The following is a 19358-nucleotide window of genomic DNA, read 5'->3' as shown; positions in this document are numbered from 1 at the left end:
ACAGTTGCTCTCTATCCTTCTCCAATCGTCTTCCGAAAATACAACTCTCAGAGTACAATTGGTCCTCTCTTTTTTGGGCATGCAAACATACGAGGCACGGAGATGCGGAGGGTACGGAGCTTTTATCGGAGAAATGCTCCATCCCGATTCTTCTTAGTAAACAAAACACCCCAAATTTTAAATAAGCAAATCCCTTATTAAACAAAATGGCCATTTTTTTAAATAAAGGTTGCTCCAATTCAAAAAGTGGGGCAAAAATTTAAATAAACTATATTTGTATAAATGATAAAATGCAATGAAAGATTTTATTTCAGGTCATTACATAAGCCAAGGATATTACAAAAGTTTTCAGCCTAACCCTATAAATCGAAAGTGGAGCATTGATGACATGGAGATCATCCAACTTTTGAGCAAGGCCGATAGGGTATTAGGACGTCTCGACATGTATTCCAACTACATTCCTAATATCGACCTGTTTATTAGTATGCACGTTCTTAAGGAGGCTACACAAAGTAGCAAAATTGAGGGAACGCAAACGAATATGGAAGAGGCGCTTCTCAATAGGGAGGATGTCGCGCTCGATAAGCGAGATGATTGGGAAGAAGTTCAGAATTATATAAAGGCTATGGAGCATTCCATTGAGTCGCTAAGTACATTGCCGTTTTCATCTCGGTTAATTAGGGAGGCGCACGGCGTTTTGCTACAAGGCGTCAGAGGCGAAAGAAAGCAACCTGGCAAATTTAGGAACAGCCAAAACTGGATTGGAGGTGCAACCATAAACGATGCCGTTTTCATACCACCAGTCCATACCTCCATACCAGAGTTGATGGGGGATATTGAAAAATTCCTTAATAACGATGAGATTTTCTTCCCTGAACTTCTAAAAATAGCGCTGGTTCATTATCAGTTTGAAACCATACACCCTTTCCTTGATGGTAATGGAAGGGTTGGCAGGCTGCTGATTCCGCTATACCTTGTCAACCGGGGCATTTTAAAGAAGCCTATTCTCTACATCTCCGACTTTATGGAGAATCATCGCAAGCTGTATTATGATAACCTCATGAATGTTCGCGAAAAAAATGACATCAACCAATGGTTTAAGTTTTTCCTTGTTGGTATTATTGAAACAGCACAAAAGGGTATTACAACGTTAGACAACATCCTACAACTTCAAAAACAAAACGACCTAATCATTCAAGGCTTGGGGAGCAGAGCGGCAAATGCCCAGAAAATCATAACATATCTATACCAAAATCCAATTATAAAACCGGAAAAGGTTAAGGAAATCATCGGTAAATCCATGCCTTATTCTTATAAGATGATAGAAGAACTTGAACGAGTTGGAATCATAAAAGAAATTACAGGGGCGCAACGCGGGAGAATTTATGCGTTTGATAGTTACTTGACACTGTTTAGGTAGTCATCGCTGATACGTTTTAGTTAAGAAATGGACTCCGGTATTAAATAGCGACCTCCCTTATTAAACGAAATGGCCTTTTTTTTAAATAAGCAAATCCCTTATTAAACGAAATGGCCTTTTTTTTAAATAAGCAAATCCCTTATTAAACGAAATGGCCTTTTTTTTAAATAAGCACCTCGGCTATTAAATAACCGTTGGGCGATCTAAAATATCCTGAGAAACACTCTACCCCCATATAACCAACAGCAGCACCCCAACCGAGGTGCTGCTGTTGCTATGTGGGAGGGTGTAGCCCTACTTTGTTTCGTCCTTCTTGCGCTCGCCCGAGCGGTTCGCCTGGGCGGCGTACTGGCTGCGGATGGTGTTGACAATGGTTACCACCTTGTCGAAAACGGGGCCGCGCTCTAGGCGAGCCTTCATAGCGGCGTAGTCGCAAAGGGTGGTGTACATCTCGTTTACCTTCTTGCGGAGGTCAATGTTGTCGGCAGTTTCCTGCTCCATGTACTCGGCAGTACGGGCGTTGTACTTAGCCTTAAAGAGCTCGTTGTCGTTCTTCAGGCGGGTAACCTTGGCGGTGATGCCGACCTTCTCCACCAGTGGCCGATACGTAGGCCCTTCGAGCGCTGCAACAATGGCATCAATAGCACGGGTTTCGGCCTCGAGCGATAGCCCGGGCACGTTACCGTAGGGGTCGAGAAGCGTTTCGATAGCGTGAACGGCAGCGACCATTTCGGGATCGGTAGAGAGCGATTCGGTTTTTAGGGCAGACTTCAGCGCTCGGTAGCTAACATCACGTTTCATGTCGAGCTGCTTTACCAGCTGGCTGATGGCGCTCTTGGTGATCTTGACCAAAACCTTGTCGTAGTCGCCCAAAAGAGCGGTAAGGGTAGCAATTAGCTTTACGAGCTCCTCGTCGGTCATTTCATCTTTGCTGATTAAGCCTAGATGCTGTAGATGATCGGCCATAAACTGCGAGAACTGAACGTTGGTGAGCGAGTAGCTCGGAGATCCAAAAAGATTTACAGTTTTCATACTTAATACTGTTAAATAATACTTTCACCGTAAAAATAGCAGAATAATTATACATTGGTTCCTTATTGCTCATTTTTTTCTCAACAACACCATACAAATCAAATACTAATCGTAAATCACTACCGATCTAACTCCACGCAAAACCATCAGCAATCCCTTATGGAATCAAGCTTCAGCTAAGATTTACGTACAACATTTATACAAATATCACCTAAAAACCATTTTCTATTGGCGAAAGCAAAGACAACGGTTTAGCGAAAGCCTACCTGTCGATTCGAGAACAAAAAGCAGCGGGGAAAAAGTGCGCTTAGTAGCCTGAATCCGTTCGGCGCAGCCAAAAAAGCGTACTTGGAGCCTTGCGCCACACGGCGCTGACAAAAAAGCGTACTTTTTTCGGAGAATCCGTTCGGCGCAGCAAAAAAGGTGCACTTGGAAGCCTGAATCCGTTCGGCGCAGCCAAAAAAGCGTACTTGGAGCCTTGCGCCACACGGCACTGACGAAAAAGCGTACTTTATTCGGAGAATCCGCTCGGCGCAGCAAAAAAAGTGCACTTGGAAGCTCCGTGCAGTCCTGCTCGGGCAAAAAAATCGAGCTCGGAGCCCTGCGGCACTCCATCATCATCATCTAAAGGCTACTTTACCCCGTCGCGCAAAGCAGTTTATTCGAGCTGGCGAAACGGCATCCCGCAATCTTTTCCTACTTTTGTGGTAAAATCATACTAAACGCTTTGGATATGAAAAAATGGATTATTGTACTACTTGTTTTGGCCGCAGCCGGGGTAGCAACATACTACATTGTTACCAACCTGCAGGATAAGTCGGGCGGCTTGGGCATTGGCAAGAACGACGCCGTTTGCATCGTAGACGGGGTTGCGCTGCGCGACGCTCCCGGCAAGGAGGGCGCCTTTGTGGCCACGCTCAACATGGGCGAGAAGCTGACCATTGCCGACGAAAAGGAGATCGAAACCCAAAATGGGGCTAAGAAATACTACAAGGTGGAGCTCACCGGCGGCGAATCGGGCTGGGTGAAGGAAGCCAACATCGTTACCGCCGCCAAGCCGGCTGCCGTGGCAACCGACGCCATCGTGTACGGACGTCCCGACCTGATAACCAAAACCAGCAAGGTGTTTAGCCCGCTCGACATCGTGGCCGTAAAGCAGAAGCAGGGCGACTTTGTAGAGGTGTACGGCAAGACCAAGGACGGCAAGAAGGTTAAGGGCGGATGGGTAAAGTACGACGCCCTCTCGTTCGAGGATGTGGATGTGGCCGTAGCCATCTACGTGGCCAAGGCCAACAAAAAGGTGGGCAACGATGCCCGCATGGCCGCGCTTAAGGAGATCGTGGAGAACCCCGACTTCAGCAGCTCGCGCTTTATTGCCGAGCTGGCTGCGCTCACCTCCGAGGTTCCGGTAGAGCCCGCCGAGGCTCCCGAAGAGGCTCCCGACACCACCATGGCTGCCGAGTAGCTGCAAAAAAGTATACCGAAAAGGCGGAGCACATGCTCCGCCTTTTTTACTTCTCCTCCTTCCAGTCGGTATCCTCGAGCTGGAAGATCTCGTTCACCCCCTTGCCAAACACCTGCGACATCTTTAGCGCCAGCGTGGTGGAAGGGTTGTACTTCCCCAACTCGATGGCGTTGATGGTTTGGCGGCTCACCTGAACCAGCTGCGCCAGCTGCTCCTGGGTGATGTTCTTGATGGCCCGTTCGACCTTAATGCTATTTTTCATCCTTAACAAGCTTACGGGTTTGGTACAGCTTCCACTGAAAGCGAAATACGAACACGATCAGGAGCGTAAAAAGGCCAACCCAGGTTACCGTCAAAAATTCTACTCCGTAAACAACCAAAAAGGCGACGGCAAGCAGAAGGTAGTTAACGTAAAGCGACCAGATTAGCGACTCCATCCGAATCCGAGCCACATACTCGTCCTCGTCCTCCTCCTTAGAAAAGCCGATAAAGAGCAGGGCTGCGATTAGGATTACCGGCAGAATGGTTGTTTGCAGGGCAGTTGTAGAACCAGCAAAACCGTAGAAGCGGAAAATCTTTGGCAGCGGAATCTCAATATCCCCAACCACACCGGCCATCCAAAGGATAAAGAATACGGCAGTTGGCACAAATAGAAGCCAGCCAATGCGCTTGTAGCTGTGGGGAAAAAGGTAGTTTGTCATCATAATCGAATGTGTTAATAGTTTCGACAAATGTAAATATTTCTTGATATATTGTCAATTTTACAAAGCTAAATGTAATGTTTACTATACATTTTTTTTAGCAAACCTACTCCCGCCTGATTCGAGATGCTCTACGTTGATGGAATCTTGGAGGAGGTTTTGACCCTGTGATTCCAATTTCTACGTATATTAGGCATAAATAACTCGTAGGATATGAAAGCAACATCGATACTCCTTGCCCTGCTGCTTAGCCTAGCCCTATCGGGCTTTGCACAGCAATCCGCCAGCTACGACTCCACCTATGCCCGCAAGCTGGGCGCCGATTTCCGTGGGATGCGCCAGTACGTCATGGTCTTCCTAAAGAAAGGGCCCACCACCATAGCCGATACGGCAAAGCGAAGCGCTCTGCAGCGCGCGCACCTCGACAATATCGGGAAGCTGGCCAAGGAGGGTAAGCTTATCCTTGCCGGTCCGTTTATGGACAATACCGAGCTACGCGGCATCTACCTGTTTGCCGTCGACTCGCTCGAGGAGGCCCAGCAGCTGGCCAATACCGATCCGGCAGTAGTTGCCGGAACGCTAATCATGGAGCTGCACCCCTGGTATGGGTCGGCAGCGCTGATGGAGGTTCCGAAGATCCACTCCAAAATTCAGAAGAATTCCAAGCTGTAACGCCAAAGCACATCACCGTAAAACAACCTCAACGACCACAACATGAACCTACAAATCATTAAAACCAATAGCGACAATCCCGCTTTTAAGACGCTCGAAGCCGAGCTGGAGTCGGAGCTTAGCACTCGGAACGACAGCATTCAGCTGCAATTCGACCACTACGACACACCAAAGAACTACATAGACACCGTGGTTGTTGCCTACGACGACAACACCCCCATAGGTTTCGGCTGCTTTAAGCCTTTCGACGATAGCACCGCCGAAATAAAACGAATGTACGTGCGTAAAGAGTACCGAAGAAAAGGAGTTGCCTCATTGCTTCTAATAGAGCTGGAGCTATGGGCTGCACAGCACGACTTCATCAAGATGGCGCTCCACACCAGCACTAAGCAGCCCGAGGCGATGCAGCTCTACTCCAAATACGGATACAAAAGCATCGCCAGCTACGGCATGTACGCCAACATTGCCAATAGCGTAGGAATGCAAAAGCTTATACTCGATTAGGGCTCCAAACAACCAGCACAGCAAACAAAAAATGCCGGGAGTGATTATCCCGGCATTACTGCATTTCCCATCAGCACTCGTCAGCTTTTACTCGGTTTGCATCTTTGCATTTCGCACCACCTCGCCATGGTTAACCAGCGTAGCAACTGCACAGTCGCCCGACACGTTCACAACCGTTCGCAGCATATCTAACGGACGGTCTATGCCCAAAATCAGCGCTAGCCCCTCAACAGGAATGCCTACAGAGGTAAGCACCATGATAAGCATCACAATTGCCGCACCTGGTATACCAGGTGTACCTATAGAGGCAAGCGTAGCCGTTAGCACAATGGTTACCTGCTGGGTAAACGTTAGATCGAGCCCAAAAACTTGAGCTATAAAAACAGCAGCTACCCCTTGGTAACAGGCCGTTCCATCCATATTAATGGTTACTCCAACCGGAAGCACAAAGCTGGTAACCTCTGGACTAAGCCCCAACGATTTCTCGCATTCCTCCTTGGTAACGGGCAGCGTTGCGGCGCTCGAGCTGGTAGAGAAGGCCACCAGCTGAATGGGCATAATACCCTTGTAGTACCGCTTTAGCGGCATCTTAGTAAAGAAGAGAACGATGCTGCCATAGTTAATAATAATTATAAATACTAAACCAACAATTACCGTCACTACGTAAAGACCTAGAGCGCTAAAAAGCTTAATATCGCCGCTAAAGTCGACCACCAAACCAGAGAGCAGCGCAAACACCCCTAAGGGGGCTATCTTCATCACTATCTCCACAATTTTGAGGATGATGTCGTTTAACCCATCAAAGAACTGCTCAACCACATGCGTTACCGGAGATTTTAGCGTTACCATGGCAACCCCAAAGAGCAGCGCAAAGAAGATTATCTGGAGCATTTTCGTATTATCGGAAGATGCCGAAATGATGTTATCGGGAACAATATCCACCACATACTGCATTGGGCCTAGTTCCTGCTGAGCAGCAGCCTGCTCTTGGTTAACCTTTAGGTTCTCGGTGTACTTCTGCATCAATTCTGCCCTACGCGATTCGGGGAAAGTATCGCCTGGAGCAATAATATTAACAACCAAAAGACCAACCGTAACAGCAGCCATCGTTGTCAGAATGTAAACGCCCAACGTTTTAATGCCCATCCTCGACAGCTTAGAGGTATCGGATAGGCTAGCCACTCCTTTAACCAGCGATACAAAAACCAGCGGAACGGCTAGTAGCTTCAGCAATCGAATAAAGATGGTTCCCCACGGCTTTACCCAATCGGTAACAAAACCCGAAAAACCTAGCTGAACGCCCAAAATCCCTAGGATAACACCGAGAACCATCCCGATAATAATCTTGCCCCATAGTGGAATCTTTTTCATCTGACTATTTTTTTTGTAAGCGGTTAGATGGAACACCTATGGTATGGGTGCTTCATAAGCCTAGCATTTGAGTAATGGCTGGAGGCAAAGCGCATACGATGCAAAAGACCTCCAAAACAGCTCGTGTAATTTATCACTATTTTAGGGCATCAATCAATAGGAAGAGCGTAATTTTTCCCTATAAAGCGCTCAAAATGTAAGGGGAGCACCCCTATATGGATGCTCCCTTACCTGTTCAAAATATAAGAAGTAGCAGATTATGCTTTTTACTCTAGATCGAGGATAAGCGCGTTACGAGATTTTAGATCAATAAAACCGTTCTCAAAAGAGTAGGTATCCCCTGTCGCTACATCTCTACCCTTCTTAAAATCCTTAAGGATTTCATTAAAGCGCGTTAGCTCCAACTTACGCCCTTCGCCGTTGTTAAGCACAACCATTACAGCTTTGCCGTTGTAGGTTTTAAAGTAGGTGTAAGTATCGCCTTCGGGGATAAACTGGGTTAGCTTACCCTTCGTAACAACCTCACTGGTCTTTCGCCAGTTTAGGATGGTACTGATATACCTAAATGCTTCAGTTTGCTTGTCGCTAAGCCCCTTACCGGTAGCAACGTTAACGGTATCGCCAGCCCATCCTCCAGGGAAATCCTTGCGCAGATAGCCGTGCTCGCCTCCCTCGTTGTTATGGTCTAGGTACTCGGTACCGTAGTAGATTTGAGGAATTCCGCGAGTAGTAAGAATAAAGGCTATAGCCTGCTTCCAGCTCTCGAAGTTATTACCCAATGCAGTATAAAGGCGGGTTACATCGTGGTTTTCTGGAAACACGAGTAGCTCATTAGGGCTTCCGTACATATTATCCTGCGTCAGCACGTAGTACAGACGAGAGAGGCCTTCGCTCCATCCTGTTTTCTCCTTGAATGCGGGAACAAGCGCATTAAACAATGGGAAATCGGTAATTGATCGGAGTGGAGATTGATATCCATCGCGGTTAAACCCGCCCTTTTGCCAGTAAGCCGTAGCGGGAACGGTTTGCAGCCAGCACTCTCCCACTATATTGAAGTTTGGATATTCGTTCATCACCTCGGGAATCCAGCTAGCCATAGCGTTTTTATCAGGATAGGGATAGGTATCCATACGAATACCATCCAGCCCTGCAGCCTCAATCCACCAGATGGAATTTTGAACAAGGTAGCGGTAAACAAAAGGATTATTCTGGTTAAGATCGGCCATGCTGCTATCGAACCAGCCATTGCTCATCTTCTCTCGATCGGCCTTCGATGCATTTGGATCGCTAATTACCTCGCCACGGAAGTTGGAGCGCTCCTTGGTGTCGGGGTAATTCAACCAATCCTTGGAGGGGAGATCCTTAACGAAGTAGGTGTTGGTACCAACATGGTTGAACACCATATCCATGATTACCTTGAGCCCCTTATCGTGCATCTTCCTCACAAAGTCGAAGTAAAGCTCGTTGCTGCCAAAGCGACGATCGATACGGTATAGATCGGTGATAGCGTAGCCATGGTACGATTGAACTGGCTGGTCGTTTTCCTGAACAGGATTAAGCCATACAGAGGTTATCCCCAAATTTTTGAAGTAGTCGATATGGTTTATCAAGCCCTGAATATCGCCTCCATGACGACCGAAAAGCGCCTTACGGTCCATTTGCTCCATACCTTTGATGTTATCGTTGGTTGGATCGCCATTCGAAAAGCGATCGGGCATAACAAGGTACACCACATCCTTCGAGCTAAATCCCTGATGGGCCTTTGGATCGTTAACTCGCTCTTTTAAGGCGTACGGTTTTACAAAAGCCTTCTTGCCATTCTTGAAGAACTCGATATTAAAAGTTGTAGCCTTCATTTCGGGTTCAATGGCAACATCCAGCGCCAGATAGTTGGCGTTTTCGAATCGGCTTACCTTTTCGAGGGTAATACCTGCCTGAACAATACGTGGTTCAAGGCTTGCAATGCCTTTACCCTTAACCAGCAGCTGCAGGTTTCCATTCTTCATTCCAACCCACCAATAGGGAGGATCAATACGCTCAACCTGCGCATACGCTCCTGAAAACAACAGCAAAAGTAGCGCTGCTAGGAAAGATATTTTTAGGTGTCTCATCGATAGTATTTTTGCCCCAAGATATTGCTTTGTACTATCTTTTTCCAGTCGCCTATTTACACTGCCAGCAACAAACGATCAAAAGGCTAATTTCTTATTTGAATGCATCACGAAAGCAGCAAAACAAAACGGGGAGATTCTTTATGGAATCTCCCCGTTATTCTACCATATTTAATATTTACCTTTCTTCCTATGAAGTTCTGCAACCGCTTGCTTCAGCACGCTATCTATAGGCTCTATAAAAGGATAGAAGCCTTCGTCGTTAAGCGGAGTATTTCGTCCTATAAAAGCCTTAAGCTGCGCATCGATAAGCTTGTAAGAGTGCTTAAGATCGCGACCTTCGGGATAAACGCCCGATTTTGCACAGTAGCGAATAAACTGCCCCATAAGGTTTTGACCCGTTAGATACTGCTTAAGCTGTCCAATCTTTGTAATCTTGTTAAGCTCCTGTCGGTGGTTATCGGAGTAATCGGCAGTAAACTTAAAGATCAAGCTCTGCTCGTACACCTTCTTGTAGAACTTTCCAACCCCAACTGTGTCCAAGGGAACAAAGATATCAGGCATAATGCCACCGCCACCGTACACGATCTTACCCTTAGGGGTTTTGTAGCGTAGCTTTGTGTTCTGCTTAATGCTATCAATGTTATTCATTTCCCCATGGATGTAGCGGTTGCTAATATCCATGTAGTAGTCGGCTCCATCGCCAAGCTTGTAAGGCTTTTGTATAGAACGACCCGTTGGCGTATAGTAGCGAGCAACAGTAAGGCGAAGCGCCGATCCATCGGTTAGGCTAGCCTGCTCCTGTACCAATCCTTTTCCAAAAGAGCGACGCCCAATAATGGTTCCTCGGTCGTTATCCTGAATTGCACCAGCAACAATTTCGCTAGCCGAGGCGCTTTCTTCGTCAATAAGAACAACAACCTCATCGTTCTTGGCGCTTCCTCTGGAATCGGAGTAAAGATTCTGACGTGGACGAGCTTTACCTTGGGTATACACAATCAGCGTATTTTCGGGAAGGAACTCGTTTACAATCTCAACGGCCTGATCGAGATACCCTCCGGTATTACCACGAAGATCAATAATAACCTTCTTCATCCCTTGGTTGTGAAGCTTATTAATAGCATCACTAAACTCCTTGTAGGTATCTCGGGCAAACTTCGAAATCTTGATGTAGCCAACCTTAGGCTCTACCATATAGGCTACGTCAACGCTTTTTACAGGAATTATATCACGAACAATGGTAAACTTGATGAGCTGAGCAACACCGCGGCGCTTAACGCTCACCGTTACCTTTGTCCCTGTTTTGCCACGAAGGCGCTTCATAATACCATCCTGAGGGAACTTTACGCCGGCAATAGTAGTATCGTTAATTCTTACAATCCTATCGCCCGACTTTACTCCCACCCTCTCCGACGGGCCTCCAGGAACGGTATTTAGGACAACCACAGTATCGTTAGGCATGTTAAACTCAACCCCAATTCCGCTAAACTCTCCATCGAGCGATTCGTTTACGGACTCAATTTCCTTAGCAGGGATATACACCGAATGCGGGTCGAGGTTGGCCATCATAAGAGGAATAGTCTTCTCCACCAACGAGTCTCTCGCTATGGTGTCGACGTACTCCTCCTCAATGTAGTTCATTATGGCGTTGAGCTTATCGGACTTTGAGCTGAATAGGCGACTGCGTTTGATATCGTTTTCGCGAAGCTGAAGCCCAATCAGAACGCCTACTATCAAGGCTGAAGCAATTAGAATAGGCAGCAGGATGTCGCGCTTCTTGTTGTCGTATGACATTTCAATAAAAAAATTAAATAGCGATCTGTTCTACCTTTATCCCGGCACGCATTAAGAGGTCGATGCCGTCGGTATTGTGATATAAATCTATGTAAACTACTCGAACTATTCCAGCCTGAATTATAAGCTTTGCACACTCCACACAGGGCGATGCCGTAATGTAAAGGGTTGCTCCCTCGCTAGAGTTGTTGCTTTTGGCAACCTTAGAGATGGCATTGGCTTCGGCATGCAGCACGTAGGGTAACGTTTTGCCGTCGATATCCTCACACACGTTATCAAACCCGACAGGAGTGCCGTTATAACCATCAGAAATAATCATTCGATTTTTAACGAGAAGAGCACCTACTTTACGACGTACGCAGTAGGAATTCTTAGCCCATATTCTGGCCATTTCAAGGTAGCTCCGATCGAACTGAAGCTGTTTTTCGGCACTAACAGCTATTTCTTGGCAGGTATCCATACCAATTTTAGTTAGTTATCTGGATGAAAGTCTATAAAAAAATACTAGTCGTTTAGGCAATAACGAATCTAAAATATCCAAATTTAGATTAATGAGCAAAGATATAACTTTTACCCTAGCATACTGCAAAAGGCTTCTGCTTAACAATTTTTAATTTGCCATCAACCCTAAAGCAAAAGCCAGCCAACAAAATCAGTCGGCTGGCCTTGCAAACATCTTCAGCCTAAAAGGCTACCAAATTTTAATTCTATCCTTTTCGGGAACATACATCTTGTTTCCGGGCTTTACGTTGAACGCCTTGTAGAACGCATCAACATTGGCAAATGGACCATTAACCCTAAGATTTGCGGGCGAGTGAACGTCGGTCATTATCTGGTTGGCCAAAGCCTCATTACGCTGATGGCCTAACCATCCTAGCGAATAGCCTAGGAAGTAGCGTTGTGCAGGTGTTAAACCATTAATCTTCTTGCCCTCCTTATACTGCTTAGTTTTGGTAAAGGCATCCCAAGCGATAACGATTCCACCAAGATCTGCTATGTTCTCGCCCTGCGAAGCCTCGCCGTTTACATGGAGGCTATCGAGCACTACAAATTTATTGAACTGGGTAACGATCTTCTTGGTACGCTCAGCAAACTTCTTCTCGTCCTCAGGTGTCCACCACTTTACAAGATTACCCTTTTCGTTGTACTGACAGCCTTGATCGTCAAAACCGTGGGTAAGCTCGTGACCGATGGTAGATGCGGCAGCATAGCCATACACAATGGCATCGTCGATATCGTCGTCGTTCCATCCGGGGATTGAGAAGATGGCGGCAGGAAGCACAATTTCGTTGTTGGATGGGTTGTAGTAGGCGTTGTAGGTTTGTGGGGTCATCTCCCACTCGGTTCGATCTACCGGCTTGCCCAGCTTGTTGATGTTATAGGCATACCAGAACTCGCCGGCACGCTTCATGTTGAGCACGTATGGGCCACGATCAACCTGAAGACTCGATAAATCTTTCCACTTGTTAGGATATCCAACCTTTTGCGATACCGTAGCAAGCTTAGCAAGAGCCTTCTCCTTAGTTGGCTGGCTCATCCAGTCGAGCTTTTTAACACGCTCTCCAAAGGCTGTTTTTACGTTCTCCACCATCGCTTCGTAGCGCTTCTTGGTGTGCTCTGGGAAGTATTCCTTAACGAACAGCTGGCCCAAGATTTCGCCCATGGCACCCTCTTCGGCGCTAAGCACGCGCTTCCAACGTGGACGCTGCTCCTTGGCTCCCGAAAGCACGGTACCGTAGAACCTAAAGCTTTCCTTGTTGATATCCTTATGAAGGTACGAAGCATACTCATTGAGTAGGTTAAGCGTTAGGTACGCCTTCCATGTGTCGATAGAAACCGACTTGATGCTTGTAGCTACCTGCTTTAGGAATTCAGGTTGGCCTACGATAACCGAATCAACCTTCTTCACTTTCATCGCTGGAAGCATCTTACTCCAATCGATTCCGGGTGTTAGCTTGTTAAGCTGGGCAATCGACATCTTATTGTAGTTCTTATAAGGATCGCGAAGTGCCTCTAGCTTACGAGATGCCTTTGCAAGACCCTCTTCCAACTTATAAACTTCGCCCGCTTGCTTAGTGTCTAAACCCGAAAGCTTGCACATGTTCACTAGGAAAACGTTTTGGTAATCCTTACGAACATCGGTGGTATGCTTGTCGGTGTTGAAGAAGTAGTCGCGATCGGGAAGGCCAATACCTCCTTGCTCGAGGTAAAGGGCAATCATGTCCGAGTTCTTCTGATCTTGCGTGGCGTACATGGTAAACAGCGGCTGAATGCCCAGCGTATGCATGTAGGCAACCACGGCAAGCACATCGGCCAAGCTCTTCATACTTGCAATTCGGTTCAGATCGGCCTTAAGCGGATTCAGCTTCTCCTTTTCGATGGAAACGGTATCCATACCGCTGTACCAGAAGTCGCCGATCTTTTGGGTATTGCTACCCTTTGCACCACCCTCCTTTAAAGAGTTCTCGTTGATGGTGCGTAGGCGCTCGTAAATCTCATCGTTGATGATGTTGCCAATTCCCCAGCGGCTGTAGGCTGCCGGGATTGGATTATTCTTTATCCAAAGACCGTTGGCGTACATAAAGAAGTCGTCGCCAGGATTAACGGTGGTGTCCATTGTCGAAAGCAGCAGGTCTTTCGACTCACCCTTATTCTTGGAGCACGACACGGCAATAAGGCCTATCGCGGCAAGAATAACTAGCGGTTTTGTGAATGATTTGGTTTGCATCGTAGCTTGTAGCTTTAGTTTTTGATGTTAAAGATATTGATCTTAGGGTTACATCCGCCCTCGAACTTGTGGGAAATTGGCAGAATGCACCAACACATCAGACGTTCAATTTTGAGGAATGTTACAACCGCCCTCTTCCCTATAAAATGTTATAAGGCACATTTTAAACCAGCACATCTTATCCTTTTCCCACTATCTTTGTGATTCGACAAACATTAAAAACCTACGCCCCCTTACTCGGGACGTGTAAATGAGGAAGCAATGGCAGAATTTATCTATCAGAAACCTTTTCCGATAAAGGAAGATACCACTGAGTACCGCTTACTTACCAAGGACTACGTTTCGACCATCGAGGTAGATGGCCGTAAGATTCTTAAGGTTGCCCCCGAAGGGCTTCAGCTGCTTGCCCGCGAGGCAATGGCCGATGTATCGTTCTACCTTCGCGCGTCGCACCTGGCTAGCCTTCGCGCTATTCTCGACGACCCAGAGGCTACCGACAACGACCGCTTTGTGGCCTACACCATGCTCCTAAACCAGGTGGTTGCTGCCGAGGGTGAGCTTCCAACCTGTCAGGATACCGGTACCGCCATCGTTATCGGTAAAAAGGGCGAGGGTGTTTGGACCAACGCCGAGGATGCCGAGTACCTATCGAAGGGTATCTTCGAAACCTACCGCGACCGCAACCTCCGCTACTCGCAGGTGGTTCCGTTCACCATGTTCGACGAAAAGAATACAGGAACCAACCTTCCTGCTCAAATAGACCTATACGCCGAAAAGGGAAACAAGTACGAGTTCCTGTTCATCACTAAGGGCGGAGGATCGGGCAACAAGACCTTCCTTTACCAGCAAACCAAGGCGCTGCTCAACGAGGCATCGCTAACCAAGTTCATTAAGGAGAAAATTTTCGACCTTGGAACATCGGCCTGCCCTCCATACCACCTTGCGATTGTTATTGGCGGTACATCGGCAGAGATGAACCTAGCCACCGTAAAGAAGGCTTCGGCCGGATACCTCGACCATCTTCCAACCTCGGGCAACGAGGGTGGACAGGCTTTCCGCGATCTAGAGTGGGAAGCTAAGGTGAAGAAGATTTGTCAGGATGCCGGAATTGGTGCGCAGTTTGGCGGAAAGTACTTCGTGCACGACGTTCGCGTTATCCGTCTTCCACGCCACGCCGCATCGTGCCCAGTGGGTATGGGGGTTAGCTGCAGCGCCGATCGTAACGTTAAGGGTAAGATTACCGAGGATGGTATCTTCCTAGAGCAGCTCGAAACCAACCCAAGACGCTTCCTACCAACCGAGGCTCCATACCTTGCCCCTGCGGTAGAAATCGACCTAGACAGACCAATGAACGAGGTGCTTGCCGAGCTATCGAAGTACCCCATCAAGACCCGCCTCAACCTTAAGGGAACCCTTATCGTTGCGCGCGATATTGCCCACGCCCAAATCAAGGCGATGATTGACGCTGGCCAACCAATGCCGGAGTACTTCAAGAATCACCCTGTATACTATGCCGGACCTGCCAAGACTCCAGCCGGAATGCCATCGGGCAGCTTCGGGCCAACCACCGCAGGACGTATGGACAGCTACGTTGACCTATTCCAAAACCTTGGCGGTTCGATGATCATGGTGGCTAAGGGTAACCGCTCGAAGGAGGTTACCGATGCCTGCAAGAAGCACGGCGGATTCTACCTCGGCTCGATTGGCGGTCCTGCTGCCATCCTTGCCAAGAACAGCATCAAGAGCGTAGAGGTGGTCGACTTCCCCGAGCTGGGCATGGAGGCCGTTCGTAAGATTCGCGTGGAGAACTTCCCTGCCTTCATCATTGTAGATGATAAGGGCAACGACTTCTTCGAGCATATGAGACACTAGTCGTTAGACGTTAGATATTAGAAAGGCGGGGCTTAGAGGCTCCGCCTTTTTTGTTGTTGATACCCATATCAGATTTTCTTTAGACGTTTTACCATAGGAAAACAGCTGCTCAAAGCTTTTACCGATCGTTTCACCATAGGAAAACAGCTACTCAAAGCTTTTTACAAGCGTTTCACCATAGGGAAACGCCTACTCAAAGCTTTTGACGATCGTTTTACCATGGAGAAACGGCTGCTCAAAGCATTTTTCGATCGTTTTACCATGGGAAAATGGCTACTCAAAAAAGCACCTTTCCTACGCCACCTTACCCACCACTTTCTGGTAGCAGCGCTCTATCTTCCTAACGGCATCAGCCCAACTCAGGCTTAGCGACTCGATGTGGCCGTTGATGCTCAGGAACGAGTGCAAAGCCGGATAGGTTATTAGCCCGTAAATAGCATCGGCTAGGGAATCTATATCCCAAAAATCGACCTTAATGGCGTACTTCAGCACCTCCGATACACCCGACTGCTGCGACAGAACCACGGGAACATTCATCTGCATGGCCTCCAGCGGAACAATTCCAAAGGGCTCGGATACCGAAGTCATCACAAAGACGTCGGTTTGGGCAAAGAGCTTGGCAACCTCCTTTCCCCTTAGGAATCCGGTAAAGTGGAATCGATCGCCCATGCGATGCTGCGCTACGCGATCGACCATTGCGGGAAGCATGTCGCCATCGCCGGCCATTACAAACCGAACGTTAGGCACATAGTTGAGCACCTTTTTGGCAGCCTCCACAAAGAAGGCCGGCCCCTTTTGGTAGGTGATGCGCCCGAGGAAGGAAACCACCTTTTCGGAGGTGATTCGGATCTTCTCCTCGTCGTTCAGGGCATTCTCGAAGTGCTCTACCCCATTATGCACCACCTCAATCTTGCGCTCGTCGGCATGGTAAAAGTTGATGAGCTTATGCTTGGTTAGGTTACTAACGCAGATGATTCTATCGGCCTCGTCGATGCCCATCTTCTCGATGGCGTACACCTGCTTGTTGATGTTGAAGCCGCTACGGTCGTACTCGGTAGCATGCACGTGCACCACCAGCGGCTTGCCCGTTACCTTTTTAGCAACGATACCGGCAGGAAAGGTTGGCCAGTCATGCGAGTGGATTAGGTCAAAATCGTAGTCACGGGCAATGCGCCCGCCAACGCTGGCATAGTGGGCCACCTCGGCTAAAAGGTTTGGCCCATATCCACCCGAAAAATGAAAACCTCGATGCGTTGCAGTACCTTCCGTTTCAGATTTCTTCTGCTCTGTTTCGTAGAGTCCCCGATATGCAGCCTGTGGGTAGGCCTGAAGCTTGGATGGAACGTTTACCTGTAGCAGCTGGCCTATTTTGCGCGGTACCTGTTGCAGCTTATGCGGAGTTCCCTCTGCTCCAATTAGCATCCCTCGGGGGAAAGGCTCATCGCCATAAGCCTTGGGAACAACAAATAGAATATCAACATTCCTTTCCGCCAGCCCCTGAGTGATGCCGAGGCAAGCCGTACCCAATCCTCCCGATATATGGGGTGGGTACTCCCATCCAAACATTAGTACGCGCATGTTACTGGTCCTTTTTATGATTAGTAACTAGTATCAGAGACCATCCCTCATACGCCAAAAGCCCTTTATTTACGCAAACGACTCCCACGCCATCGTAAGAGTCGCTTAAAAGAGAGCCGAAATTTCTTCCTTCATCATAGTGTAGTACGAAAGAAGATTCCCTCCGGCTGTTATATCGGTTTAAAGAATCCTATCTAAGGTTACCTATTTCGAAAAAGAGAAGCCACAAAAAAGGCGCACCATCCGATGCGCCCAAACGTTGTTTACGGCCCACACCACTACTTTTGGGCAGCCCTAACCTGCTTTAGCAACGCCTGAAAGTTTTTCTCTTTTTCGCGGCAATCCTTTTCGTAGCCAGCATTTGTAGTTAAGTCGAGCTGGTACTGCTTGCCCTTATTAATTCCATGCTGCGCATTCTTGTAAAGGCGAGAAAGAAAGAAGTGGCTAAAGTCGGAAGGCTTGTAATTTTTTAGGATGCTGTTATCCTTTTGGTGCTTTCCATCAATCCAAAGCCCAAACTTGGAGGTATTGCTCCACTCGGCGAGCTGAGCTCCAGTTGGAGCGTTCACCTTCATGGTTGTTAAGCCGACAAGGCACATTCTCTTCTCAAAATCGGGTAATTCCTCATATGGGGGCTTATGCCAATCTCCACCTTTAGTTCGGAACTTGACATTGCTACGCTCGTACACCAATCGCTTTATCATCTCCAGCGTGTCACTCGAAACTTCAAAAGTTTTCTTACCTATAATAAGCTTTTCCATCTTCTCCTTTTTGTTTTGAGAATGAGCCTTTACAGGTTCGGCATAGCGAACGCAGAATACGAACATGGTCAATGCTACAATGGGTAAAACTGCCAGTTTAACGGTCAGCATCTTTCCCTTAGATGTTTTCTTAGTCATCATAATCAGTCGTTTTTTTGTAAGTGAATAACCAATGTTACTTACCAAGCTTGGGGTATTCTTCCGGAATATTGTGTCTAGCAGCAGGTGCTGGTAGTGTTTTACATTTAGATGATGATCGATTACGTGCTCATCGGCCAAGTACTCGTGGTTGGTTCGGATAGCCCGCTTGTAGAGGTATACCAACGGATTAAACCAAAGTACCACCTGCAGCAGTTCCACCAGCAGCACGTCTATCGTATGGCGCTGCCTAACGTGGGTGAGCTCGTGCGTGAGCAGCTCGGGACCAATAACCCCATGCTGATAGTCCTTACCCGATACAAAGATGAAGCGCAGGAAGCTAAAGGGCGAGGTAGGCTCATCCATCAGCACCAGCGTTGCCCCGGCAAGGGGCTGCCGCTCGCCCATCTTGGCACGACGAAAGACAAGAGCTAGGTTAAGCGCAAAGCGAACAAGGAAGGTGGCCGATACGGCAAAATAGATCACCAAAAGCAGCATCTGCCAGTCTAAACCTTTAGGTTGTTCGACCACCTCAGGTACCGTAGCAGGTACAGTAGGCGCAGCATCAGCCGTTGCCTCCACCACCCGATCGATAGCCAATGCTGGAAGAGTTGGAATTACCGTCTGCTCCGTTTCGAAGGTAATGAAGGGTGCCACCAGCGAGAACAGCAGCGCAGCCAAAAGGTAGTAGCGGCTGAAGCGGTGCATCTTCTCGCGCCCTAAGAAAAGCTGGTACACGGCCAGCAGCAGCGCCATCAGCAGGGTCGATTTTAGGAGAAATGGAATCATTGCTTCTTATCCTTTAGCTGTTCGTCAACAATTCGCTTTAGCTCCTCTAGCTCATCCTTACTAAGATTGGCCTCAGCAGTAAAGAAAGAGGCGAACTGCGAAACGGAGTTGCCAAAGTAGCTTTTGATAAGCCCTTTTATATGCTTCGAGAAGTAGTCCGATTTCTGAACCAGCGGGTAGTACTCGCGCGAGTTACCGTAGGTATTAAACCCCACAAAGCCTTTATCGACCATACGCTTTAGCAACGTGGCAACGGTGGTTGCTGCTGGTTTTGGTTCTGGAATGGCCTCTAGGATATCCTTCATAAATGCCTTCTCCTTTTCCCATATAATGTTCATCAGCTGTTCTTCACTCTTGGTTAGCTTCATGATTCTATCTTTGTAGTTTTTATTCTACAATTGTAGAAGCTTTGAAGAATAAAA

Annotated in this window: 16 protein-coding genes; 5 read left to right on the top strand and 11 right to left on the bottom strand. The window is 47.7% G+C overall.

Features of this window, described 5'->3' with window-relative positions; genetic code table 11:
• Positions 1–295: 295 nt before the first annotated feature.
• The gene (locus CLV25_RS13485) at positions 296–1420 is read left to right on the top strand and encodes a Fic family protein (protein ID WP_131840189.1); all 1125 of its coding nucleotides are present in this window, start codon (positions 296–298) and stop codon (positions 1418–1420) included.
• 294 nt (positions 1421–1714) lie between these two features.
• Here the strand turns inward: CLV25_RS13485 and CLV25_RS13480 are convergent, their stop codons facing one another.
• Entirely contained in the window at positions 1715–2452 is a 738-nt protein-coding gene (locus tag CLV25_RS13480; protein ID WP_131840188.1) for a DUF6261 family protein, read from the bottom strand.
• Positions 2453–3185: 733 nt separating this feature from the next.
• Here CLV25_RS13480 and CLV25_RS13475 point away from each other — a divergent pair.
• Positions 3186–3917 (top strand): SH3 domain-containing protein, encoded by a 732-nt coding sequence (locus CLV25_RS13475; RefSeq protein ID WP_131840187.1) that lies wholly within the window; start codon positions 3186–3188, stop codon positions 3915–3917.
• Between the two features lie 46 nt (positions 3918–3963).
• Here the strand turns inward: CLV25_RS13475 and CLV25_RS13470 are convergent, their stop codons facing one another.
• Positions 3964–4179 (bottom strand): helix-turn-helix transcriptional regulator, encoded by a 216-nt coding sequence (locus tag CLV25_RS13470; protein ID WP_131840186.1) that lies wholly within the window; start codon positions 4177–4179, stop codon positions 3964–3966.
• On the bottom strand, positions 4169–4621 hold the full coding sequence (locus tag CLV25_RS13465) for a hypothetical protein (protein WP_131840185.1): 453 nt from the start codon (positions 4619–4621) through the stop codon (positions 4169–4171). Before CLV25_RS13465 ends, CLV25_RS13470 begins: the two co-directional genes overlap by 11 nt.
• 210 nt (positions 4622–4831) lie before the next feature.
• Between CLV25_RS13465 and CLV25_RS13460 the strand changes: the two genes are divergently transcribed.
• Together CLV25_RS13460 and CLV25_RS13455 are read left to right on the top strand one after the other, a co-directional pair.
• Entirely contained in the window at positions 4832–5290 is a 459-nt protein-coding gene (locus CLV25_RS13460) for a YciI family protein (protein ID WP_131840184.1), read from the top strand.
• Between the two features lie 42 nt (positions 5291–5332).
• On the top strand, positions 5333–5794 hold the full coding sequence (locus tag CLV25_RS13455) for a GNAT family N-acetyltransferase (protein ID WP_131840183.1): 462 nt from the start codon (positions 5333–5335) through the stop codon (positions 5792–5794).
• 87 nt (positions 5795–5881) lie between these two features.
• Here the strand turns inward: CLV25_RS13455 and CLV25_RS13450 are convergent, their stop codons facing one another.
• The 5 genes from CLV25_RS13450 to CLV25_RS13430 all read right to left on the bottom strand — a co-directional run bounded on the left by CLV25_RS13450 (position 5882) and on the right by CLV25_RS13430 (position 13798).
• Entirely contained in the window at positions 5882–7165 is a 1284-nt protein-coding gene (locus CLV25_RS13450) for a dicarboxylate/amino acid:cation symporter (protein WP_131840182.1), read from the bottom strand.
• A 266-nt stretch (positions 7166–7431) separates the two neighbouring features.
• The gene (locus CLV25_RS13445) at positions 7432–9276 is read right to left on the bottom strand and encodes a glycoside hydrolase family 13 protein (protein ID WP_131840181.1); all 1845 of its coding nucleotides are present in this window, start codon (positions 9274–9276) and stop codon (positions 7432–7434) included.
• Positions 9277–9447: 171 nt separating this feature from the next.
• Positions 9448–11070 (bottom strand): S41 family peptidase, encoded by a 1623-nt coding sequence (locus CLV25_RS13440; RefSeq protein ID WP_131840180.1) that lies wholly within the window; start codon positions 11068–11070, stop codon positions 9448–9450.
• 13 nt (positions 11071–11083) lie between these two features.
• Positions 11084–11530 carry a deoxycytidylate deaminase gene (locus tag CLV25_RS13435; protein ID WP_131840179.1) on the bottom strand — a complete coding sequence of 149 codons (447 nt, stop codon included), beginning with the start codon at positions 11528–11530 and terminating at the stop codon, positions 11084–11086.
• 231 nt (positions 11531–11761) lie between these two features.
• Positions 11762–13798: a M13 family metallopeptidase gene (locus CLV25_RS13430; protein ID WP_131840178.1), complete on the bottom strand. Its 2037-nt coding sequence runs from the start codon at positions 13796–13798 to the stop codon at positions 11762–11764.
• 261 nt (positions 13799–14059) lie between these two features.
• On the opposite strand from CLV25_RS13430, the gene CLV25_RS13425 reads away from it, so the two are divergent.
• Positions 14060–15670: a fumarate hydratase gene (locus tag CLV25_RS13425; protein ID WP_131840177.1), complete on the top strand. Its 1611-nt coding sequence runs from the start codon at positions 14060–14062 to the stop codon at positions 15668–15670.
• Positions 15671–15964: 294 nt separating this feature from the next.
• On the opposite strand, the gene CLV25_RS13420 is transcribed toward CLV25_RS13425, so the two are convergent.
• The 3 genes from CLV25_RS13420 to CLV25_RS13410 all read right to left on the bottom strand — a co-directional run bounded on the left by CLV25_RS13420 (position 15965) and on the right by CLV25_RS13410 (position 19304).
• Entirely contained in the window at positions 15965–17248 is a 1284-nt protein-coding gene (locus tag CLV25_RS13420; protein WP_243649635.1) for a glycosyltransferase family 4 protein, read from the bottom strand.
• A gap of 278 nt (positions 17249–17526) precedes the next feature.
• Entirely contained in the window at positions 17527–18936 is a 1410-nt protein-coding gene (locus CLV25_RS13415) for a M56 family metallopeptidase (protein ID WP_131840176.1), read from the bottom strand.
• Positions 18933–19304: a BlaI/MecI/CopY family transcriptional regulator gene (locus CLV25_RS13410; protein WP_207895677.1), complete on the bottom strand. Its 372-nt coding sequence runs from the start codon at positions 19302–19304 to the stop codon at positions 18933–18935. The genes CLV25_RS13415 and CLV25_RS13410 overlap by 4 nt, the downstream gene beginning before the upstream one ends.
• Positions 19305–19358: the final 54 nt, after the last annotated feature.

It is taken from the genome of Acetobacteroides hydrogenigenes, from assembly GCF_004340205.1.
Lineage (GTDB): Bacteria > Bacteroidota > Bacteroidia > Bacteroidales > ZOR0009 > Acetobacteroides > Acetobacteroides hydrogenigenes.
The sequence above is the reverse complement of the archived record's forward strand: the minus strand, read 5'-3'. Positions and strand labels throughout refer to the sequence as shown.